The organism is Salipaludibacillus agaradhaerens (assembly GCF_002019735.1).
GTDB classification, from domain to species: domain Bacteria; phylum Bacillota; class Bacilli; order Bacillales; family Salisediminibacteriaceae; genus Salipaludibacillus; species Salipaludibacillus agaradhaerens.
The window spans coordinates 2641638-2665202 of sequence record NZ_KV917378.1; the positions used below are offsets into that span (position 1 = coordinate 2641638).

General features: G+C 41.7%; 21 protein-coding genes. 2 read left to right on the forward strand and 19 right to left on the reverse strand.

From position 1 onward, the window contains the following. Positions 1-51: 51 nt before the first annotated feature. The 9 genes from BK581_RS12285 to BK581_RS12325 all read right to left on the reverse strand — a co-directional run bounded on the left by BK581_RS12285 (position 52) and on the right by BK581_RS12325 (position 10548). Positions 52-1056: a sugar kinase gene (locus tag BK581_RS12285; protein ID WP_078578453.1), complete on the reverse strand. Its 1005-nt coding sequence runs from the start codon at positions 1054-1056 to the stop codon at positions 52-54. Beyond that, a complete protein-coding gene (locus tag BK581_RS12290) occupies positions 1053-1688 on the reverse strand; it encodes a bifunctional 2-keto-4-hydroxyglutarate aldolase/2-keto-3-deoxy-6-phosphogluconate aldolase (protein WP_078578454.1) in 636 nt (211 codons plus the stop codon). Before BK581_RS12290 ends, BK581_RS12285 begins: the two co-directional genes overlap by 4 nt. Before the next feature lie 15 nt (positions 1689-1703). Then, positions 1704-2552, reverse strand: a complete 849-nt coding sequence (locus tag BK581_RS12295; RefSeq protein ID WP_078578455.1) for an SDR family oxidoreductase — start codon at positions 2550-2552, stop codon at positions 1704-1706. Between the two features lie 2 nt (positions 2553-2554). Next, positions 2555-3604, reverse strand: coding sequence for a mannonate dehydratase (gene uxuA / locus BK581_RS12300; RefSeq protein ID WP_078578456.1), 1050 nt, complete (start codon positions 3602-3604; stop codon positions 2555-2557). 36 nt (positions 3605-3640) lie between these two features. Then, complete coding sequence (uxaC, locus tag BK581_RS12305; RefSeq protein WP_078578457.1) at positions 3641-5029, reverse strand: glucuronate isomerase; 1389 nt, start codon at positions 5027-5029, stop codon at positions 3641-3643. A 13-nt stretch (positions 5030-5042) separates the two neighbouring features. After that, a complete protein-coding gene (locus BK581_RS12310; RefSeq protein ID WP_078578458.1) occupies positions 5043-7439 on the reverse strand; it encodes a glycoside hydrolase family 31 protein in 2397 nt (798 codons plus the stop codon). Positions 7440-7452: 13 nt separating this feature from the next. Further along, positions 7453-8751 carry a TRAP transporter large permease gene (locus BK581_RS12315; RefSeq protein WP_078579932.1) on the reverse strand — a complete coding sequence of 433 codons (1299 nt, stop codon included), beginning with the start codon at positions 8749-8751 and terminating at the stop codon, positions 7453-7455. A 9-nt stretch (positions 8752-8760) separates the two neighbouring features. Then, positions 8761-9297: a TRAP transporter small permease gene (locus BK581_RS12320; RefSeq protein WP_078578459.1), complete on the reverse strand. Its 537-nt coding sequence runs from the start codon at positions 9295-9297 to the stop codon at positions 8761-8763. A gap of 183 nt (positions 9298-9480) precedes the next feature. Then, entirely contained in the window at positions 9481-10548 is a 1068-nt protein-coding gene (locus BK581_RS12325) for a TRAP transporter substrate-binding protein (protein ID WP_078578460.1), read from the reverse strand. Positions 10549-10691: 143 nt separating this feature from the next. Here BK581_RS12325 and BK581_RS12330 point away from each other — a divergent pair, with 143 nt between their 5' ends. Further along, on the forward strand, positions 10692-11900 hold the full coding sequence (locus BK581_RS12330) for an ROK family transcriptional regulator (RefSeq protein WP_078578461.1): 1209 nt from the start codon (positions 10692-10694) through the stop codon (positions 11898-11900). 273 nt (positions 11901-12173) lie between these two features. Here BK581_RS12330 and BK581_RS12335 read toward each other — a convergent pair whose 3' ends face one another. Beyond that, on the reverse strand, positions 12174-12371 hold the full coding sequence (locus BK581_RS12335; RefSeq protein ID WP_078578462.1) for a hypothetical protein: 198 nt from the start codon (positions 12369-12371) through the stop codon (positions 12174-12176). A 483-nt stretch (positions 12372-12854) separates the two neighbouring features. On the opposite strand from BK581_RS12335, the gene BK581_RS12340 reads away from it, so the two are divergent. Then, entirely contained in the window at positions 12855-13931 is a 1077-nt protein-coding gene (locus tag BK581_RS12340) for a hypothetical protein (protein ID WP_078578463.1), read from the forward strand. 109 nt (positions 13932-14040) lie between these two features. Here the strand turns inward: BK581_RS12340 and BK581_RS12345 are convergent, their stop codons facing one another. From BK581_RS12345 to BK581_RS12385, 9 genes are all read right to left on the reverse strand, one after another. Beyond that, on the reverse strand, positions 14041-14271 hold the full coding sequence (locus BK581_RS12345; RefSeq protein ID WP_078578464.1) for a hypothetical protein: 231 nt from the start codon (positions 14269-14271) through the stop codon (positions 14041-14043). Positions 14272-14436: 165 nt separating this feature from the next. After that, on the reverse strand, positions 14437-15807 hold the full coding sequence (locus tag BK581_RS12350) for a GntP family permease (protein ID WP_078578465.1): 1371 nt from the start codon (positions 15805-15807) through the stop codon (positions 14437-14439). Positions 15808-15836: 29 nt separating this feature from the next. Further along, positions 15837-16838 carry a 4-hydroxythreonine-4-phosphate dehydrogenase PdxA gene (pdxA, locus tag BK581_RS12355; protein ID WP_078578466.1) on the reverse strand — a complete coding sequence of 334 codons (1002 nt, stop codon included), beginning with the start codon at positions 16836-16838 and terminating at the stop codon, positions 15837-15839. 204 nt (positions 16839-17042) lie between these two features. After that, a complete protein-coding gene (locus BK581_RS12360; RefSeq protein ID WP_322788437.1) occupies positions 17043-18329 on the reverse strand; it encodes a four-carbon acid sugar kinase family protein in 1287 nt (428 codons plus the stop codon). Beyond that, positions 18298-19095: a DeoR/GlpR family DNA-binding transcription regulator gene (locus BK581_RS12365; RefSeq protein ID WP_078578468.1), complete on the reverse strand. Its 798-nt coding sequence runs from the start codon at positions 19093-19095 to the stop codon at positions 18298-18300. The genes BK581_RS12360 and BK581_RS12365 overlap by 32 nt, the downstream gene beginning before the upstream one ends. A gap of 617 nt (positions 19096-19712) precedes the next feature. Further along, a complete protein-coding gene (gene wrbA, locus BK581_RS12370; RefSeq protein WP_078578469.1) occupies positions 19713-20369 on the reverse strand; it encodes an NAD(P)H:quinone oxidoreductase in 657 nt (218 codons plus the stop codon). A 148-nt stretch (positions 20370-20517) separates the two neighbouring features. Beyond that, a complete protein-coding gene (locus BK581_RS12375; protein ID WP_078578470.1) occupies positions 20518-20934 on the reverse strand; it encodes a DoxX family protein in 417 nt (138 codons plus the stop codon). Positions 20935-21125: 191 nt separating this feature from the next. Next, complete coding sequence (locus tag BK581_RS12380; protein ID WP_078578471.1) at positions 21126-21746, reverse strand: nitroreductase family protein; 621 nt, start codon at positions 21744-21746, stop codon at positions 21126-21128. A gap of 96 nt (positions 21747-21842) precedes the next feature. Beyond that, complete coding sequence (locus BK581_RS12385) at positions 21843-22310, reverse strand: MarR family winged helix-turn-helix transcriptional regulator (RefSeq protein WP_078578472.1); 468 nt, start codon at positions 22308-22310, stop codon at positions 21843-21845. Positions 22311-23565: the final 1255 nt, after the last annotated feature.

The following is a 23565-nucleotide window of genomic DNA, read 5'->3' on the forward strand; positions in this document are numbered from 1 at the left end:
CTTAACATTTCATTTAAAAACCCTTAGGGTAACAGGGACTTAAATGTTGGATTATCTCGAAACATCTGATAATTGGTTGGCCATGAAGTGTGCCACATCGACTTCGGTATAATCACTCTGATCGCCTATGATGAGGTGGGTAAGGACACTATAGTAAAGGGCAAAACGGATCATGTCAGCCGTAGCCTCTCCACGCATCATCCCATGTAAGATCCCAGCAGCAAAGCTGTCTCCTCCACCTACTCTATCAATCACGTCAAAACTAATGGGGTCCGCTGAATAGAGTTTTCCGTCGGTAAAGTAATAACCGTTTAGCCGATGCTTCCCTGACGAGAGAATTTCCCGACGTGTTGATGACGCTGTCGTGACACCATAGTCATCAGACAACTTGTGATAAAAACTTTCAAGCTGTGCTTCATAGTGATCACCTTCGATTTTCCACCCAAACAGCCACGCGAAATCTTTCCAGCCGGCAAAGACATGGTCCACATAAGGGAGAATTTCCTTATAAGCTTTTGCCGCTTCTTCAGCAGGCCATAGTTTACTACGGTAGTTAAAGTCAAAGCTCACCTTTACTCCTGCCGATTGTGCCGCCTTAACAGCTGCTAACACAACGTGATGCATGGACTCAGACAAGGCTGACGTAATTCCCGTGATGTGTAACCAATCTTTGCCGAAAAAAAGTGATGGCCAATCGACCTCTTGATCAGCAAGACGCAACACAGACGTATGGGAACGATCATAAACAACATTCGCCGCTTTCAGGGAGACACCCGGCTCCAAATAATACGACCCGATTCTTCCTCCCTTACGAATGATGGTATCCGTCTCAACCCCTGCTTTCTGAAGATGCAGGATCATCGCTTTCGCAATAGGATGACGCTCCGGCAATGCAGTGAAATAACTAACTTCGTGCCCTAAATGGCTAAGACCAATAGCCACATTCGCCTCTGCACCTCCGTAAAAAACATTGTAGCTATCTGTCTGGGAAACTGGCTTACCATCAGCTGGTTGCAGGCGCATTAACATCTCACCAAATGTCAGAACACGGCTCACGATGATCGCCCTCCAACAGCGGAAACAAACCGTTCTGCCTCTTCGGTAACCGCTGCATAATCCCCTGTCTTCGCTCCCTTTGTAATCTCCCCACCAACACCAGTCATGACAGCACCAGCTTGGAGCCATTCGCTCACATTATCAAGGGTGATACCTCCTGTTGGCATGATATTCAAGTGTGGCAGCGGTCCTTTTACATTACTTATAAAGCTAGGGGCATATGATTGGCCTGGGAATAATTTAACCACCTGGGCGCCGTATTCAAGCGCTGTCACCATTTCTGTAATCGTCATGCAACCTGGGAGATACGGAATCTGGTATCTGTTACAAAGTAATGCCGTTTCCCGATCAAAGGTGGGGCTCACGATAAAACGGGCGCCAGCTACAATCGCAATCCGTGCTGTTTCGGCGTCAAGGACTGTCCCCGCCCCAACGATGGCATCGTCGTATTGCTCGATTAAAGTTTTCATTACTTCATCTGCCCCGTTGACCGTGAACGTGACTTCAAGGACCCGGATGCCTCCCAAGTAGCAGGCATCAGCTGTTTTAAGCGCTTGTTCAGTGGAATTACCACGAATCACAACAGCAAGCTTATGATCGATCATGTCATTTAATACGTGAAACACCTGCATCGAATCACTCTCCTCTTAAACACCGGAATAGGCAGAAAATCCGCCATCGATAGGAACGACAATGCCATTAACAAAGCTTGATGACTGATCAACCAGCCAAAGAAGGGTCCCTAAAAGCTCTTCAGGTTCACCGAAGCGGCCCTGCGGCGTCTGACTGAGGATTTTTTCAGCCCGCTCAGTGTAGCTGCCATCCTCATTCTTTAACAACGCCTCATTTTGCGCCGTTAAGAAAAAGCCTGGTGCAATGGCATTAACGCGAATACCAACTTCGGCAAAATAGGTGGAGAGCCACTGCGTAAAGTTACTGATTGCCGCCTTCGCACCACTATAAGCTGGAATTTTCGTCAATGGACGAAAAGCATTCATCGATGAGATATTAATAATGGAGGCATTCGTTTTCCCTGCCATATCCTGAGCAAACACTTGTGTAGGTAGAAGAGTTCCAATAAAATTTAATTTAAAGAGCCATTCTACTGAGCTTGGATCGAGATCAAAGAAGGTTTGCTCAAGTTCATTCGTGATATTTTCTACCTTTAATTTTTCGTCAGTTGTTGTTGCCTTTGGATGATTTCCGCCGGCACCGTTAATCAAAATATCACATGTCCCGAATGTCTTAGTTATCTCTGCACGTGCTTTTTCCAACGCTTCTCTATTCAATACATCCACAATAAAGCCAGCTGCATGACCACCTGCTCGATTAATCTCACTCACTACCTTCTCATTGGCATTCTCATCTAGAGCAAGGATGGCCACTTTAGCACCAAGCTCTGCCAGTGCCTTACTCATAACGGACCCGAGAATACCCGATCCTCCGGTGATGACAACGACTTTATCCTTTACATCAACTTTAAACGGAACTGTCATCCTCAAGTCACCTGCCTTTTCTCTGACTTCGTTGCATGAATAATGCCATTAAGATACGTTGCACCAAGCGCCCGATCATACAAGCCATACCCTGGACGACCAGTTTCTCCCCAGATCATCCGTCCATGGTCGGGACGAATCGGTCCTTCATACCCATCAGCAAGTAGTTTTTGAATAACCCCGACCATATCGAGAGACCCGTCGTTAATCGAGTGTGACGTTTCCTGGAATGACAATTCACCTGTCCATTTCACATTACGGGCATGAACAAAATGAATACGTCCCTTCGCTGCTTCAACAATTTCCACTAAATTATTTGCAGGATCAGCCCCATACGAACCCGTACAGAAAGTAATACCGTTATTTTTCACGTTGACCGATGACAGCAATTTCTTCACGCTGTCTACATTTTTCACAACACGTGGTAAGCCAAAGATTCCCCATGGTGGATCGTCAGGATGAATCGCCATTAATACGTCTTCCTCCGCGGCAACTGGTATGATCTGTTCAAGGAAATAGATCAAGTTATCGAATAGTTGCTCTTCTGAAATATCTTGGTAAGCATCGATGATTTTCTGAAGCTGGTCGGTCTGATAGGAAAGATCCCAGCCTGGAAGTGTCAGTTCACCACTTAACGGATCGAGGTCCTTAACGGTTTTTTCGTCATATTTCAAAGAGTTAGAACCATCTGGAAGTGGCGCATCCAATTCCGAACGGGTCCAGTCGAACACTGGCATGAAGTTGTAACAAATGGTCCGCACGTTAGCCTTTGCGAGGTTACGGATCGTTTGCTTGTAATTTTCGATCCATTGATCCCGTGTTTCAAGCCCCATTTTAATGTCTTCATGCACCGGAACACTCTCAATAACATTAAGCTTCATATTATGCGCTTCAATTTTCTCTTTAAGGGCGATAATTCTTTCATACGGCCAAACCTCACCTGCGGGAATATCATAAATAGCCGAGACAATCCCTTTCATATCAGGAATTTGACGTATTTTATCAAGGGTTACCGGATCATCATCTCCGTACCAGCGAAAACTCATTTCCATACTATCACTCCTATATGGTAGATTAATATCTTTAATTCACAATCCAAAATAGCGTTTTGCATTGCCATAACAAATGCTTTCCACATAGTCACCAAGCAGCTCCATATCGTATGGAATCTTTCCTTCCTCTACCCATTGTCCGAGAAGTTGGCAGAGAATCCGCCTGAAATACTCGTGTCGTGTAAAGGAAAGCATGCTGCGTGAATCGGTCAGCATTCCGACAAAGTGTTTTAACAAACCGACGCTAGCTAACGTCTTCATCTGGTCAACCATGCCATCATAATGATCATTAAACCACCAAGCTGTGCCAAACTGGACTTTTCCAGGAACGTCCGAATCCTGAAAATTACCAGCTGTCGTAGCAAGTAAAATATTATCTCGGGGATTTAACGTGTAAAGAATGGTTTTTGGTAAGAAACCTTTGCTTGCAAAGGTGTCAAGCATCTGATTAAGGGGATTCGCCACAGGGGCGTCACCGATTGAATCAAATCCAGCATCCGCACCTACCTTGTCATACATAGCTGAATAATTATTTCGAAGTGGACCAATGTGAAACTGCATCACCCAATGCCTCTTATAGTAGCCTTTAGCTAATTGTGTAAGCGTGTGCGTTTTATATTTTCTCACTTCGCTAGGCGACAGCTCTTCACCATTCAATCGCTTATTAAATATAGCCGTTACTTCCTCAGTCGTCGTCTCTTCATAATACATCTCATTAATTCCATGGTCAGAGGCACGACAACCGGCTTCCTCAAACACATCCATCCGCTTTTCAAGGGCTAAGAGAAACGCCGAGTAATCTTTAATCACAATGTGTGCTGCTTCTTCAAGAGCCTTCAGCCAGTCCGTAAAACCGTCTGCTTCGATTAACAAACCCTTATCTGGCCTAAAGGACGGAGCCACCACAACACTATAACCTTCCTCTTTAAGTTTCCGATGGTATTTAAGGCTATCGACTGGGTCATCTGTCGTACCGACAAATTCCACTTGTTGCATCTCGAGCATTTTGCGTGCCGTTAATCCTTCATGTTTGAGAGCCTTATTCGTGAGGGCAAATACCTCATCCCCTGTCTTTTCGGACAGCAACCCATCATAAGCAAAGAATCGTTTCAATTCTAGGTGGGTCCAGTGGTAAAGGGGGTTCCCCAATGTATTTGGAACGGTCTGAGCCCAAGCGTCAAACTTCTCCTTTGAAGAGGCATCCCCTGTAATCACCCGTTCATCGATACCATTCGCCCGCATCGCACGCCATTTATAATGGTCTCCCTCAAGCCACAACTCAGAAATCGAATCATACTGGCGGTCATAATAGATATCCGCTGCACTGAGATGATTATGGAAATCAATGATCGGCATTGCTTTTGCATAGTGATGATAAAGCTCTACAGACACAGGGTTTGTCAGCAAAAAATCTTCCGTAATCATCTTCTCACCTACTTTACTCTAAATCTCGTTTAATCGTACCTGCCTCTTCGGCCTCCTGACCATTGATGAACACTTGTCGTCCGTTACGGTTATTGAAGGTGAAGTGAAGTTTCTGTAAGGCCGGTGTGTAGTGACCATCAACCATATAATGAAGATTCACCGTCTCAGGCGTTTCCTCCACTTTTAATTGGAAGTAACAATAGTCCCCATCCTGATATTTCTGGGTTAAACCGTCATCATCATAAAAACGTCGTTCAAATGATGTATGCCCATTCGTTAAATTAATCGTAAATTCACGGTCAACCTCCTCAGCACCAAAACCGCCATCATGAGCTAAGACCGCTAATGGCAAAATCGAGCCTTCTTTCATGAAAAATAACGGCTGATCCATTGGAAGCTCGACATTTACATAACTTCCACCACGATATGACTTTCCGGTCAGGTAATAAATCCAAGAGGTCCCCTCTGGCAGATAGACGGATTTCTGTGTCATGTCTTTTTCCGTTGCAGTCACAACGAGAACATCGTCACCTAATAAAAACTCATCGCTCTCCTTATAGGCCTCTTCATCATCTTCATAATTGAAGAATAAAGGCTTTACCAACGGTTCATTATTTTCTGAAGCCTGATGAAGCAAGTCATAAATATATGGAATGAGTCGCGCTCTAAATGTCATCAGTCCCGACACATCGCTAAGATACTCTTTATACATCCAAGGAACATTAACGGTTTTGTCATCGTTCCAGGAGTGGATCGTGAATCGCGGGTGGAAAATGCCGTTTTGGATCCAGCGGACAAATAGTTCAGGTTCAGGTGCGTCACCGGCAAAGCCGCCCACATCATGGCCAAAATTGTAGATGCCTGACAAACTTAGGCCAACACCTGTGCGAATATTGTACTTCAGCGTCTCCCAGCTTGTTCGGTTATCGCCCGTCCACGTTTGTGCATAACGTTGCATTCCTGGACAACCAGAGCGTGAAATCAAGTAAGGACGTTCACTTGAGGTAAACTCCTTTTGCGCTTCAAGAGAAGCCTTCATCATAAGCAATGTCATGACAGGCCGGTATTCGCGAATAGAGCGCTCCTGTCCAAATCCATGAATTCGTGCACGATTATCCCAAATTTCATACTCGTTGTTGTCATTCCACGTTGAAGAAATGCCATAGCTGAGGAGTTGCTCCTTAACTTTTGTTTTCCACCAGTCAATCGTTGCCGGATTGGTAAAATCGAGATAGGATCCTCTTTCATCCCAAAATTGAATCAGTTCAGGCTCATCCTCTTTCGCTTGTTTGATAAATAACTCTTTCTCTTTCCCCTCTTCATAGAGAGGGTGGTCAATCAACATGGCCGGTTTAATATTGGCACAGAGTCGAACACCGGCATCCACAAAATCTTGAAACAGCTTTTTGGGATCAGGAAATTTATCGCGATTCCAGTTAAACACATATCGTTTATCACCAATGGATGTGTAGCCTGACGAGAGCTGAAAAGAGTCACATGGAATATCGTATGTCTGACAATCATGAATAAATTGATAGAGCTGATCTTGAGCATCATCCGCATCCGTATAGGTCATAGTCGAGCCTGAATAGCCAAGGCTCCATTTAGGCCCCATAATGGTCTTACCCGTGAGCCACCCATACTGTTTCAACACATCTCTTAGACTCGTACCGGAAATGAAATAGTAATCAAGATCACCACCTTCTGCATGATAATAGCGATAATAACCATGGTAGTTATCCATTTCATTGCCCATATCAAACGTACTCGTTGATAAATTATCATACAGTATCCCGTAGGTTGACTCGTTTTTCACCATATAAAATGGAATGTGCTTGTAAAGGGGATCTGTATGCTGTGGGTCATATCCCATCGGGTCAAAATTTTTCATACGATAGCGTCTGCCGTACCGGTTGAGATCTCCAGTTTTTTCACCGAGACCGTAATAGCGGTCTGACGAACTGCGAGACATATAATGGTACACGCCGTCTCCAAGATCACCTTTGTGATTATACGAGACAGTATCACGATCAGCCGCCACCTGGACCCAGTTATCATGCTTTTTCTCAAACCAGGTCAGCTTCAGTTCAGACAGACGAATGACAACTTTCAGCTTTTCTGTTTCCAGCGCCAATTCATCTCCATCCTGACAAGCCGAATAGTCAGGCAAGCTGAAAGGACTCACATCCAGACGGTCTCTCCCTTCAAACGGTACATCTTCAAGTCCTGGGGCAATCATCCATGTTTCAGGGGTGGTTAGCTCATCTCCAGTTGTCATAAGAACTCTAAAGACAGTGTCTTCAAGAACCATGACCTGAAGTGTTTTATTCACCTCCTTAAGGTGGACCGATACTATATGATCCTGCTTATTTACGACGGCCTTATCCGTCGTCACAATCGTTTTATCCACTTGAGCGGCCTCCTTACATTAAGCCAAATAATTTAGGAATAAATAAACTGATTTCCGGAATGTAAACGATAAAGAGGAGAGTAATAATCAGAACAACAAACATTTTTAACAGTGGTCTGATCACATCCTCTATTGGGACATCACCGACACTACACCCGATAAACAACGCACTTCCAACCGGCGGTGTCATAATCCCAATTGCGAGGTTAAACACCATCATAATCCCGAAGTGAACCGGATCAACCCCCATCTGTGTAGCAATTGGCAAGAAGATCGGTGTGAAAATAAGAACGGCTGGTGTCAGATCCATAAAGGTACCTATTATGAGTAAGACGACCATCATAATAAGAAGGACAATCACCTTTTCATCAGATACACTAAGAATGAGTTGACTGATCGCTGCCGGAATACCAGTCACTGCCATCGCCCATGACATGATCGATGATGCACCTACAAGAAATAGTACGATTCCCGTCATAACGATTGATTCTTTCATAATGATCGGAATATGGCGCCATGTTAGTGATTTATAAACGAGCGAGAGGACGAGTGAATAAAGTACGGCAACAGCAGCCCCCTCAGTGGCAGTGAAAACACCGGCGACAATTCCGCCTATTACGATGAAGATAAGCATTAAACTCGGCAAAGCCTGTAGTACAACTTGGACGCCTTCTTTAAAGGTCGGCTTCGGTGAAACAGGGTACTTTTCTTTTTTAGCGATAATATAAGCGACGATCATTACAGCTAACCCCATCATAATCCCTGGCAGATACCCGGCCATAAACAAGGCACTGATAGACGTTCCGCCACTAACTAACGAGTAAATAATGAGGACACCACTTGGCGGGATCAATAATCCGGCTGGTGATGATGCAATATTCACCGCTGCAGAGTAGGCTTTATTGTAGCCTTCCTTTTTCTGTAATGGCGCCATCACACTACCGATAGCAGCGGCAGAAGCAACTGCTGATCCTGAGATTGAGCCAAATAACATATTTCCCACAACGTTTGTATGCGCAAGGGACCCAGGCAAACGACCAGCAAGTAGCTTGGCCAGATTCACTAACCTCAGGGCAATTCCCCCGTTATTCATAATACTCCCTGACAAGATAAAGAAAATGACGGCAAGTAGGGCAAAACTGTTAATTCCCCCGACCATTTTTTGGGCGGCTGTAAACATGATAATATCCGTCGGCAAGGCCAGAAAGACCGTAGCAACTGAGGCGATACCAATACTAATCGAAATAGGTACGCCTATTGCGAGAAAGATGAAGAATGTAACAAATAATAATAATGATGCTTGTAGGGCCATTTCCATCGTTTACACCTCCCGGTCATCTGGAGAACCCAGGACAGCTATGTCTTCATTTTCTTCAACCTTGTATCCCTTTGAACGCTCCATTATATTGATCAATTGATAAAAAATCATCAGCACGCCTGAAATCGGTAAAATGGCATAAATAACACCCATTGGCCAGCGAAGAATCGGTGACAGCTGTCCCATCGTCGAGTCTACAATGGCATATCCTCCGCGAACGAGAATCGTAAAAATAAAGATGATCACAATGACATCAATGACGATTTGTAAGCTCACACCTTTTTTACCGGTGAGTTTGTTTTTCAGAAAAACAATGGCTAAATGTTGATTACTACCAAATGCATAGGTGGCACCAAGAAAGGCTACCCAGATTAATAGAAAACGAAGCAACTCTTCAGTAAAAGTACTCGGTGCACCGAGCACATAACGGCTGAACACCTGCCAGATAGCTCCGAATACAAGAATCGTTGTCAGTATGGACGCAATAATCATAACCATATAATTCAGCGTGGATTTAAATCGTGCTAAGGCTCTTACCATTAGCCTCATTCCTTTTCTGTTTCTTTATTTCCCAAACGCCCTTTATATCCCTTCATTTACCGGTGGCTAATAACGCTGCCACCGGTAATTACCAGACGACGTAAAATCTAGTTCGATCATGGCCATGACACTTATTTCAGTATCGCAATCTTAGAAAGCGCTTACTTCAAAAAGCTAGATAACCTATCTTAACGCTTCAAACGCATCTAATAACGTTGCAATCTTTTCATCTTCACGGTACTTCTCATGGACTGGTTGGACAGCTTCAAAGAATGCCTCCTGCTCTGGATAATAGAATTCTACACCCATTTCTTCAGCTTCCTCCATTGCTTCATCAATGGCATCAGCCCACACCTCAATCTGATACTCTGTTGAACGGGCAGCGGCATCACTTAAGATGTCCTGTTGATCAGAGGACAGACCGTTCCAAGTACTACTGCTCATCACAAGCATGTCTGGAATACGCGTATGCTCATCGAATGAGAACGCTTTTGCCACTTCGCCATGTTGGCCTGTTGTCAATGCTGTTGGATTACTCTCGGCACCATCCACAACGCCTTGTTGAAGTGCTGTATAAATTTCACCATAAGGCATTGGTGTCGGCGCTCCACCCATTGCCTCCAACATATCAATCTGAGTCTGACTATCCATCACGCGAATTCTCAATCCTTGAAGATCATCTGGATGCATAATCGGTGTGTCACGTGTATAAAAGCTTCGTGCTCCAGAATCATACCAAGTTAACCCGATAAAACCTTCGTCCTCAGTATCCATATAGAGATCCTGAACAGCCTCAGATGCCATTGATTCGAAAAAATGATCTTCGTCAGCAAAGACATACGGTAAACTAAACGCTGAATAAGCCGATGAGAAGTTCTCTAGTGCTCCTGCACTCACCTTCGTCATGTCAACGCCTCCGACTTGAACTTGCTCAAGCACTTCACGCTCATCACCTAGAACAGCGTTAGGAAAAATCTCGATGGTCATGGCTCCACCTGATTCCTCCTCAACAATCTCGGCAAAATTCGCTAAACCAAGGTGAACAGGATGATCCTCAGCCAAATTGTGACCTAATCTGAAAGACTCGCTTTCTACGTTTGCTGTATTGTTATTACCATTGTTTTCTTCAGTAGCATTGTTGCCACCATCTGTGTTTGCGCTTTCATTTTCGTCATTGACATTATCATTACCGCAGGCTGCAAGCACTATAAGTGTCGATAAGGATAACGCTGTGAGCAAAGACTTTTTCATACTATTTCCCCCTTTAATTTTAATTGTTAGTCCACTTAACTAACTATTGATTTAGATTATAGCAAGGGTTATAATTAAAAGCAACCGCTTTCAAATTTTTAATTTTTATTTCTTACAATTTCATGAACTGAGGGGACTAAACAATGGAAGTTAAAGCATCAAAATTCATTAAAGATAAAAACAGGAAAAAGATTTTGGAAGAAATTGTTCGAAATCGACGTATTTCCCGTTCGGAACTTTCAAAGATTACGACACTGAATAAAGTGACCACCTCCGCCCAGGTTAAATCGTTACTGGACGATGGACTCATCTCCGAAGAAAAAGTGGTGCATGCTACAACCTCAGGTAGGCGCCCGTTGAAACTGACGTTAATTGCCCAGTCTGCCTATTTCTTAGGAATAGACATCGATACCCATCACATTAACTTTCTCTTAAGTGATCTAAACGGCTATCCCATTCATAATGACATCGTCGCTATTAACGATAACGACTTTGATTCTGTTATGAAAACCTGTCTCACCCATATTAAGAAATATCAGGAGTTGGAAATTATCAAAGCATCACAGTACGGGCTTGCTAACATTGTTTTCGGTGTCCATGGGATTGTCTCAAAAGATGAAAAAATCGCCTTCATCCCCCAGCACCAATGGTCCAACTGTTCGATTAAAGCTTACTTCAAAGACATTCTTGATGTTCGGGTCATTACTGAAAACAGTACGAACCTTTGTGCCTATGCTGAATACACGTTCCAAAAGGAAACAGACAACTTAATCTCAATTAGTACGTATTCTGGCATTGGACTGGGCCTTGTAAATAATAATGATATTTTCAAAGGATTTCATGGATTTGCTGGGGAAGTGGGCCATATGATTATTGAAAAAAATGGCCTTCAATGCAATTGTGGTAATAGGGGATGCTGGGAGCTTTATGCCTCGGAAAAAGCATTGCTAGCACGTGTTGGGAAAGGACAGAAAAAAGGACAAGTGACCCTGTCAGAGCTTGAAGAGCTTTACAAATCAGAAGACGACCTTACCATCACAGCCGTTCAGGAACATCTCGATAACCTCGCCATTGGTCTGAACAATATTCTCAATATATACAACCCGGAGTCAATCGTTATTAACAGCGGTTTAACAACCATCATAGATGATCTTGAGGCCGCTTTAATCGAGCGCCTCCAGTCAAAAATGAACAATTACAGCACTCTAAAAGTCTCCCATGTCGGCAAAAGTGCTTGTGTCATCGGCGCTTGCGCCTTAGGTATCCGTGATTTCCTTAATATTGATGACCTTTACATCGATAGCTCTCAATACGATGAGATCATGGCGAACTCACTGCAAATGATTGAGTGAACACTTCCTCATTGGAGGCTTACTTGTATGATAAAGCTGACAACGAAAATGGGATAAACAGCATCTGCGTTGAAGCACTCAGAGCGCCTTCCAATCAATGGGGTCGCTCTGAGTTGCTTTATTTAGCTGGTCATTTAGACAGCCATTGCACTGGGTGCTAGTTTTAAAGCTTAGGGGTAAATGTTTACGTTTTGAGGCCACGGACAGCAAGAGATGGGTAGTTATTAAGCTATCGAAGCTGTCAAACAATGGACAAAATATAACGCCTCTACTTTAACTTATTAGAACTAAGATAATCGTCATAATAAACGCCTGGGCACCTGTTATCCCTAAATCATTTTTCCAATACGTTTTTGCAAAAGGACGCCGCTTCCCTCCTAATAAGCTAAACCCCCTCGCAATTAAAAAACCACATAACCAGATGGAAAAAAACACAATAAAAAATCCGATGATATCACCTTCTCCTTTCAAATAATGGTCTCTGCTACAGACGGACGCTTTCCCGAGGGCTTGTCTTCAGCTAACTTTTGCGAAAAAATCACCTGCAAAAGTGGATCTTCAGACTGCGCTTCATCCTCCGGGAGTCGCCGTCTTTCACAGTGAACAAACATTAGAGAACCAACACCGCTTGTTTATTTGTGTGAAAACGCCAATATAAAATGGATTCATTTAGTTTAACAAATCATTGATTAACTAGAGAGAACTGTGTATGATTTATTTACTTTTTCTTATAATGTTGTTAATTTTATCTATAATTTTCTTATCTAAAGGACTTAATATCCATCTTAAAAGACTCAAAATCAAGCCTATAATAGCTATAAACAGTAAAATAGTAAATCCCCATTCTATGCTTTGCAACATACCCCTCCTTGCATATCCAATAGATTCATGATAATTTTTACATATTATCAATCATATAGAAACGTTTTATTTATCTTTAGTGGTCTACTCTTAATGTTAACAAAATTACCTGTTAGCTTGCATATAGAAAATAAAGAAGGCGATGTCTCTTCAGACAATGGGATTACTCAAAACAACATCGTTGAAGCCCTTGAATATTGTAAGCTTAACTATGAAGACATAAACAAAGAAGACATTCCCAACCAACCAGAAGCAACTACCGTAGAAGAATTTGAAGAAATAATTGAACAAGTTGAAAAAACGCAAATGCTCGATCACATGATAGCATTCATGATATTAACCAGATACAAAGAAAAGAGGGGTACTATGCTGTCTACTGAAGGAACGGAATTTTTAACAAAGCTCAGAGAAAAACTTGCATCTGTCGGAAAGAACAATGGGGACATTAATAATAGAATCGATGAAATGGAAAGGCGTTTAATAGAAGCTGAAGCTCATGGAAAATCTGTGGATGACGTCATTGGAAACCCACAAAGCCAACTAATTAAAGATTTGAAATCAGAAATGACAGGTGCCATAAAGGGCATTTTTAAGGTTATAGCGATGCTTTTTATCTTAATGATAACCTTCTTCGTTTACTTCACTGCTATCAGAGGGTCTTTTCAATTACATCTTTATCATATTGGAACAATAGCTGGTACGGGAATTATCTTATATATCATTTATTGTATTTTTCTGTACAATATTAATTCTCTTTTCATCAAAAACAAAGCCAAATACATATTCATATCCCTGATTTCCGTATTATTTATGATTGCCATCACAATCATTACTCTCATATATTTAAATGTGAATCAAACAACGATTTCACCCGCTACACCGACGCAAAACACGTTGATATTGATGACATGCATCATCATATTTATACATTCTTGTCTATTTTTCAAATCAACATTATTATTGGGCATTATTCTTTTAACTTCAATTGCTCCCGTCATAGCAACTTATTATCCTAATTTGAGAGCCCCGCTTGAGATTCACCCTGCTCTCATATGGATCCCTTTAGTCATTGGCTGCATCGCTTTATTTTCGTTTATTATATGGTGTGCGGTAGATGATAGATTTAAAGGAACATTACCCAGAAAGATTATTGATAAATTATCTCAGTAAAATTTGATTTAGGAAAAGATTATGGCACTTTGAGGAAGCACAATAGGTGTAAAATATGAAGGAAAAGGAGTTACGGGTGGATGCTGATTTTGACCTGAATTAAGGTGGTTCATTTTTCAATAATCGTTATTTTAAAAGCGCCAGAAATAGGAGGTTTAGAGAATCCGACTGGTGGTTTAAAATTCACCTTGAGTTTTTGAGTTTCCTTAAATTCATGTTTATTTATATTATTCCCCTCAGTATCAATAATCTCGGCATCCTTCGTATTTAAATATATCTTTTCATATTCATGAAATATTAACTTATTGCTTTCTAAATGCAAGAATTCACCTTCATCCAATGGATTGACCTCTCTGACATAATAATATTCCGGTTTTATAAATTCATATAGTAAAAAGGACACTCACCCAAACGCTTTGGGATGAGTGCCTCTCTGTATTTTATTTACTGGGTTTTGTCCCAGCCCCTTTTCCTGAACTCTATTTAACTGGTGGATTATTATTTTTCATCCAACGAAAATATTAGCCACGATTAGCATTACAAGCGCTGTGCCCCAAGCTAAAGTCGTTGGTACTGACCAGACAAGCATTTGTTCTTTTACGTTTTTGATTCCCATCATTCTGTTAACTACCCAGAACAGGCTGTCATTAAAATAAGAGAAGATCATCGCCCCTAGAGTAGCCGCTTGTGCTGCTAGCACCATATTGACATCCATTCCAACGAGAATTGGGGCTGATATAGAGGCAGCTGTAATCATCGATACTGTGCCTGAACCTTGAATGAGCCGGACAATCGTTGCGATAAAGAAAGGAAGCAGCACCGGTGGCAGGGCTGTAGCAGCAATTTGCTCGGCAATATAGTCTCCGCTCCCGCTTACACGCAGTACTTCTCCAAGTGCCCCACCGGCCCCAGTGACCAATAGAATAATACCTGCTGTCTTAATCCCTTCCTCCATGCGATCGATCGCTTCAGCTTGTTTGATTTTACCGAATAATCCGTAAATTGCAAAAATTAAGCCGATGGCAACAGCAATTACTGGAGATCCGAAGAACTGAATGTACTCGACAGTTGTCCCTTCCAAGCCAAGAGCGCCTACAGTCGTGTTAGCGAAAATTAACATAATCGGAATAACAATCGGCGCAACTGAACGGGCCAGTGAAGGCAAGTTCTTACTTTCCTGAAGCTCATAGTATTCATCGAGAGTGGACGGCATGTCAGGACGGTGATAATCAAGGCCGTCTTCCGTAGGTAGCTGGTAAATCCTCTTTCCGATCCATTTTGCGTAATAGACGCCAACGACAATAATCGGACCGGCAAAAATAAGTCCCCATAATAACATAAGTCCAACATCAACATTAAATATACCTGCCACACCTAACGGACCAGGAGTTGGTGGTACAGCATGGTGAGTAGCAGCTAATCCAACACCGAGTGCAACACCAAGTCCTACGACTGATTTTCCAGTTTTCGTTGAAAGCGCTTTAATAAGTGGCATTAAAATAACAAAGGCAGAGTCAACGAATATTGGGATAGAAACAATATAACCAGCTAAGGCCATTGCCCATTCTTCTTTTTTCTTTCCAAGCCATTTTATAAATGCATAGGCCATTCGTTCGGCCGCTCCCGAGACTTCGAGTATTCGCCCCATCATAACCCCTAAACCGATAACGATCCCAATGGTGCTCAATGTATTTCCGAACCCCTGTGTAATGGCGGTCACCACATCAGGGGCTGGCATGCCCCCGATGATCCCTGTGACTGACGCAGAAATCAATAGTGCAAGAAAAGCGTGAATTTTTGTTTTTAAAACTAGTACAATTAGCAGAAAAACCCCGATGACTAAACCTAATATCATTTGTGCTCCTGAAACTTCCATTATTGCCCCCCTTAGCTATATACCTTATTTTACCGTGTAAAGTGTGGTGCGTATTTTGCTGAAAGCTTAATGCATTCTTCCATGCTGACAGAGCTAGCAATGCCTTTTCCGGCAATATCAAAAGCAGTACCATGGTCTACAGAAGTACGCAGGAACGGTAAGCCGTTTGTAATAGAAATTGTTTTTTCAAAGTCTGTCATTTTCGCTGCAATATGCCCCTGATCATGATAAAGAGACAGAACGGCATCGTATTTCCCTTGAAGAGCCTGATGGAAGACAGAGTCTGCTGGTACTGGGCCAACCGCTTCTATCCCATCTGCCACAGCTCTTTCGATGCCTGGGCTAATTTCATCCACTTCTTCACGGCCAAATAATCCGTTTTCCCCACTGTGAGGATTAAGGCCGGCAACAGCAAATTTACGGCTTTCCACGCCTAAACGTTGAAGTGCGTCGTCGCACCGTTTCAAGTAATCGTGGACACGGTCGGCTGTCATTTGTGCAATCGCATCTTTAAGAGACAAGTGCCGGGTTAAAAAGAAGATTCTCATATTTCTAACCTCAAACATTGTTAACGGATCGTCTGTATCAGTCATTGAGGCAAGCATTTCAGTATGTCCGATATGTGGAACATCTGCGGCTTTTAGTGATTCTTTATTAATCGGTGTTGTAGCGATAACATCTGCCGTCCCGTCGTTTGCCAGCTCCACTGCTTTTTGAATATATTCAAAAGCAGCTTGGCCGCACTGGGCCTGGACCTCTCCATACTGGAATTCGTCAAGGTTAACGTTATCCATTGACAAAACATCGATTGTGCCAAATTCAAACGTTGCTTCGTCCACAGACCTTACTTCATTCATTGTAAGGTCAAGATTCATAATTCCTGCGGCCTTCTCTAAAATAGCCGTATTTCCGATCACAATGGGGTTGCCTGATTCAAACACCTCTTTTTTCGCTAACGCTGCTACTGTAATTTCCGGTCCGATTCCTGCTGGATCTCCCATTGGAATTGCAATTACAGGTGTTTTAGCCATAAGTCATTTCTCCTTTATATGTGTATTTATCTCAGATAACCGTCCGTGACATTCTCGTCTCAAAATAGAGAGGAGAACCAAATCTATTGAGGCAACGGACGCTAATAATCCTGCTTCACTCAACTACCAATCATTTCCTCCCGCTGATTGAAGGGACGTTTTATATCTCATTAAGTTGAAAGTGTTTCTCACTTACAGCGACGGTTAAAACTTAGTCTGTAGAAACTTGATGCTGTCATAAATCGCTTTTTTATCCCCTACCATACCTCCTTTTGTGATAATAGGGAGGCCGTCGAAATAACCGCCAATCATTTTCCCATAAGCGGCAAGAGGCAGAACTTCGTCAAGAAGCTCAATACCGCTTGCTCGGCTCACAGAGCAAAGGGATGCTGTGACATCACCACCACTGGAGAAGCAGCCTTTAAACATGGCACTTTCATCCTCCAGCACCTGTCGACTAATCTTAGCAAGCCCATCGGTAATCCTTTTTGCGAGTGCCTGTTCACTGGCCTTTTCCTGTTTCGCCTTTTCTTCCAGATTCAGCAGGGAATGCCCGGGGAGATGAGTTGTTAAAATAAGAACTTCCTGTTTTTTATCAGCAAGAACGGCTTCTGTAGCCCGCTGAATTTCCTCATCCCAGCTGCTTGTGTAGCTGGCAAGTTTATCAGGGTCCACATAGACGGGTTCAGCGTTTAGCTTGCCTGTAAGGTAGCTAAGCTGCTGTCCTGTTAGCTTAGTGGCGCTTCCTACAGCTACGAGAATTCTTTCCTGTTTTGCCTGCTGGCGCATAACCGCCTTTGAGTAAGCAGCCGTTAGCGGTCCTGGATCGGCAGAAATGATACATCTATCAAGCCGGCACATGGCTTCTGCAATAACTTCGATCTGATCGTTGGTAGTAGCATCACAGACAACGATCCTGCAGCCTTCCGAGAATGAGGCATCGATAGATTTACTTAACTCGTCAGCCCCTTTTAATACTTCCTGAAGGCCTAAAAAGCCAACCTTATTATCAGACTGTATTTCCGTTAAGGCAGGGATATAAGATTGTGTTAATGGCTGAACCGGATCATTAGCGACGTCTGTCTGTTGAAGAGGAACGCCATCAACGATCAAATATCCGCCAATAACAATTCTCCCTGAGTCAGGAAAGGAAGGAACGATAACGGCAACCGCTTCTTCCCCTAGCTGCTCCAGCATTGTATCAATTTCTGTACCGATATTGCCTCTGTAAGTGCTGTCGATTCGTTTTGAAAAAAGTTTAGCTCCCCAACGCTTAAACTGGTCGATTGCCTGGATCGTACGAGACCGGGCAACGTGTTTTGTCTGGTAACGGCTGTCCGTATCGACAATGACAGCATCATAGTTGATTTCTTCAGGAAAGGGGGCCCCTTGTACCATTGTGGCAGATTTAAATCCTTGTTTACTCAATCGGACCCCGGTAGCATTCGCACCAGTTAGATCATCTGCGATAACTCCTATTCTCATTGGCATTACCTTCCTTCTGTGATGGTACCCTTATGACTGTATCGTGGTATGTTTCTGCCTCTTTCATAGACACATTGTCATTTGTGATGATTCCCTGTAATGTTTCCAGTCCGCACACGGAAGCGAACGAGCTTTTACCGAATTTACTATGGTCAGCAACTAGCCAGGTCGTTTCTGCCGAATGTACCATCAGTCGTTTAATCTTAGCTTTTTCCAGGGTCGGCGCGGTAATTCCGGCAGCGGGATGTAATGCGTGCGCCCCTAGGAACAGAAGGTCCACATGAATGCTCTCCAGCAGGCTCTCTGTGTGTGGTCCAAACATAGCCCCAACTTGGTTTTGCAGCTCACCACCTGTAATGATCGTATGTACTGACGTGTTTAGGAACTCGGCAGCGATTAAAATATCATTTGTTATCACTGTTAAATTTGATCTGTTTTTCAGCACGCGGGCGATTTCATGAGTGGTCGTGCCTGAATCAAGAATAATCGTATCTCCAGGTCTCACAATAGTTGCCGCATAGGCAGCGATTGCTTTCTTCTCCGGGAGCTGCTGTTTTTCTTTATTTTCATAGGATGTTTCGTCAATAATCCCTTTTGCAGGTACCGCGCCTCCGTGAGTACGGATCAGTTTATTCTCCTTTTCAAGGTGCATTAAGTCCCTGCGGATCGTCATGGCGGAAACGCCGAGCATTTTTTCCAGATCCTCAATATCCATTTTTCCTTTTTCCAGCACTTCTTCTTCAATTAACTTTCTTCTTTCGTTTATGTTCATTTTTTTCACCCTTCTGTTTAAAACAAACATAATATATTTTATATTATGCTGTTTATGTTCGTTTATGTCAAATATTTTTTTATATTTGATCGTTTTTATCATTGTAACGTAATTTGTGTCGTTGTTATAGGGGGAAAAGGGAAGGCATTTGAACGTCTTATAACATAGGGGTGCCGTAATGGCTGACAAAAGCTTGGCAACGTGGCCTGCGATAGGTAAAGTGTGATTGTGTGGAGGGTCTTCATGGATTAAGGCCGACTGCCTTACTTGAATGAAAAAATGGGGAGTCTAGCCTTTAAGGCGTACACATATCAGTTTATTATTTGCATCTAGTTCTTCCATCAAAGATGTACAAGCTTGGTTCCACCATACGAATATTCAAATTACGATGGCATTTACACTCATGTGGCCGATGAAGGCTAATTGTGACCAAAATGTCGGTGAGGGGCTAAGATAAGGTTCATAATGAAATAAGGTTCGCACTTACGGCGGCGAACTTGAGGAAGTCCGCCATTACAGATCCCCCCCATCACCTAATCAAACAAAACGCTTCTGACTATCATTTTTGATAATCAGAAGCGTTTTTTACTCTTTAGAAACCGTTATAATTTTTATGATTAATTTGCTTTTTTAACCCATTCAGCTATTGTCACTGTACGCTTCGCTTGATGTTTAACAGCTGCTTCAACATCCTCAACCATCTTGCCATCTTGACCTACTGTGACGCTAACGCCGTATGGATTTCCTCCAGACGTGAATTGAACTGGGTCAGTGTAACCAGGCGATGCAATTAAGGCGCCCCAATGATGCATTGTCGTGTAAAGACCTAAGATAGTTGCTTCTTGACCACCGTGAGGATTTTGAGCGGAACTCATGGCACTAACAACTTTGTTTACAAGCTTTCCGTTAAACCATAAACCACCTGTTGTATCTAAAAATTGTTTCATTTGTGCCGGCATATTTCCAAAACGTGTTGGTACACTGAAAATAATCGCGTCTGCCCATTCAAGATCATCTAGCGTAACTTCAGGTACATCTTTCGTTGATTCAACATGTGCTTTCCAGTCTTCGTTTGCATCGATCACTGATTGTGGCGCAAGTTCAGGTACTTTTAATACTTTCACTTCAGCACCATGTTCTTTCGCACCTTCTTCAGCCCATTTGGCTAATTGATGATTAGTTCCACCCATGCTGTAATAAATAACTGCTAATTTAACATTTGACATTTCATTCGACTCCTTTGTTTTTCCAAATATTTTTTCCAAAATCCCCATAATACTAAATCACCCTTCTATTAATAGAATAAGTTTATAAGAACCACCTCCACTGAAGATGACCCTCTTCAATGTACACATGTTCTTTATCCTGTCATTTCAAAACACGCCATTTACCTCTAATTCATTTTTCTCTTTTTCGAGATATTTAAGCTGATTCTACAAAGGATTTTAATTGATGTTTATTCTTAAAGACTAATTGATCTAAAGAAGACAACTTACTACCATTTAACACTAGATGTGCTGCAACAACTAGTAATACTAAATCAAAAGCATAACCATTTAAAAAGCCACCTTCTAAATTAACTGTAAAAATAGCGCCAATCATGATGAGTCCCATCAATGCAGCTGCAATGCGTGTTCCTAAGCCTAAAATGAGCGCAATACCACCAACTAATTCAATGATAGCCACAACATACGCAAGTCCTCCAGGTAAACCAATACTGTCAAACCACCCTACTGTATTTTCTATACCTCCTTGAAACTTTGCAGCACCATTTCCTAAAAATACAAGCCCTAACACCACTCGCAATAATAAATTTCCAATTTCGTTTTTGTTTGACATCACTTTCTCCCTCCGAATTTCCGATTTTATATTTCTGTTTAGTATATTACCATTTAATATATTACGAATTCAAGACTTTTAAAAAATCAATTTTATTACCTGCATAAAAACCTTCATTCTCTTACGGATGACCTACAATTGTTGTTATGTAGGTCCATTGTTAATTTGTCATGCACCCATTATTTTCACTTTTAAATGTATGTTACAAATTCACTAACAGGCTTTCGATAACCGCGTGGTTTCCTACTCTCAACCTTTTCTTTACCGATTGTTATCATCATAGCTACTTCGTAATGATCACTTAAATGTAAAACTTCTTTAACCCCCTTTGGATCAAATCCTATCATCGGACAAGTATCCCAGCCTTTTTCTTTCGCCGCTAGCATAAATAACATGGCTGACAAGGAGGCATTCCTTATTGCTTCATCTCGTTGGAACCCTTGACCTCTAGACTCATAAAAAGAAACTGTATCATTAACCATATGATCATATTCTTGCTTATTTACCATTCCTAACATCTTCAGACCTTCGTAGATATCTGAAGCTTGTTCAAAAGCTTTTTTATCTCCCAAAACGATGATTACCGCTGAAGCACTCAATACTTTATGTTGTCCGTATGCAGCTTCTTGTAACCTTTCTTTAACTTCTGGATCTAACACTGTGACATAGTTTGTATGCTGAAGATTAAAAGCTGAAGGTCCTAATTTAACTAAATCAAAGATTTCATTTAATTCTATTTTCGTAATTGGAACGTCAGGTAAAAAGTTACTAGCTGAACGTCTTTCTTCTATCAACTGGATAAACTCAGACATATTTTACTCCCCTCTAGTTACGACCCCCACTAACAAAGGTATCGGAATAATAATTAATTAGTATATTATGAATTCGAGATATATTGCTAAAAAAAATTATAATTCGATGCTCTGGGCATGGAATCCTAATTTTTTTAATTGCTCAATGACCATCATTTTTTCTTTTTCATCTAATCCACTACATATTTCCTCAATTGCATCACGATGCTTTGGAAAAATGTCATTCATTACATCTGTTCCCGCTTCTGTTATTGCTGCATATGTGATGCGACGGTCTTTTGGGCAGGGCTTTCTATCAATAAATCTTTTCTTTTCTAATTTATCTACGACATATGTGATACTACTACTGGCAATCAAAACTTTTTCACCAATTTTTTGTATTGGTTGATCCCCTTTACTGTATAACAATTCAAGAACCGCAAATTCCGTTGGGTTTAATCCAAAACTTTTGATATTTTCCTCAACACGCTTTTTTACGGATTGTAAAGCACGGTTCAACACAATAAATAACTTTAAAGACAAATTTTCCTCTATATGTTTGTTGTCTTGAATTTCCACAATCATCATTCCTCATGAAATTATCTCGAATTCGAAATAATTGTACAATACATTATTTCATTGTGTCAAGTTAATAGGCGAAAATAAATTGCTGACGTTTTAGTGTTACACTTAATCGAGTTGAATGACCTAGAACTACAACCTGTCATACTTTGTGGAACTTAACTTCCAAAATCATACTTTATAAAATAATTTATGTATTTGAATCGATTTCATAAATCATGGTTTTATCGTTATTTCTGAACGTTATGGCCCATTTTCACTAAAAATGGACGCTTTCCGGGGGCTTGTCTTCAACTCATTCTGCCTTTGCAAAGCTCAGTTAGAATGGATTTTCAGCCTTCGCTTCCTCCCACAGGAGTCGCCATCTTTCGTTCCAATTTTTCGTTTCTAAGTAACAAACATTTTAGCAATTATGGGTGAATTCTTTTTCACACAAGAAACTTCTGAAATCAAATAAGACAAACCTTATTTTAAACCCTCAGCAAAGGTAGAATATCGCTTTCCGGGGGAAATAAGGGCTCCTCGTCCCTCCAGATTTAAAGACAGACATTAAGATGATCATATCTGTACTACACACGGCGTTAGCAGTATTTCTGTACGCAGGAGTTACCGCATATACTAAAGCAAAACGCTGAGAATCTAGCGACATTCAGAGCATTATCCAAGATTATTGAGCAGCTTTCATGTGAGCGTGGATGATAGCATTGACACGAGTGTACTAGGAAACGTTGTGCTCAGGCGCATTTTGAGCCTTATCTAACTATACGCCAGTAGAATTCAGGAGTATGGCAGTCCTAAGTGTTTTTTCATCTTGTTTTTCTAAGTCCGTTCAGTTGAACATAATAAAAATAGTTACTATCAATTTAATTCAAATCAACAGTAACTCAAGGGGCTTGCATATAAAATTCACTCAAACTCTTAATAATAGATTATGTTTTTTTATTCAATAGGTTTTGAGTTGTCTTTTCTTACTAATTTTCTAATCAAATAAATCAATCCCGCGACAGCTAATAATGTAATAATACCTCCCGGGAGTCCAAAGCTTGATAGCATAATTGTAGACCCTCCTTTATTTTTTATTTCGGATTGATTGTAAAGGTACCACCAGAATACTCAACAGTTACAGTGCACCATGTTGAAGCATAAGCTACTATAGCACTATATCTATTCATTGAGTTCAAACTATTATTTTTACCAGAGGCGGAAATGGTGAATTAACTATACAGCATATGAACTAGTGAGAAACGGAAATTTGCTC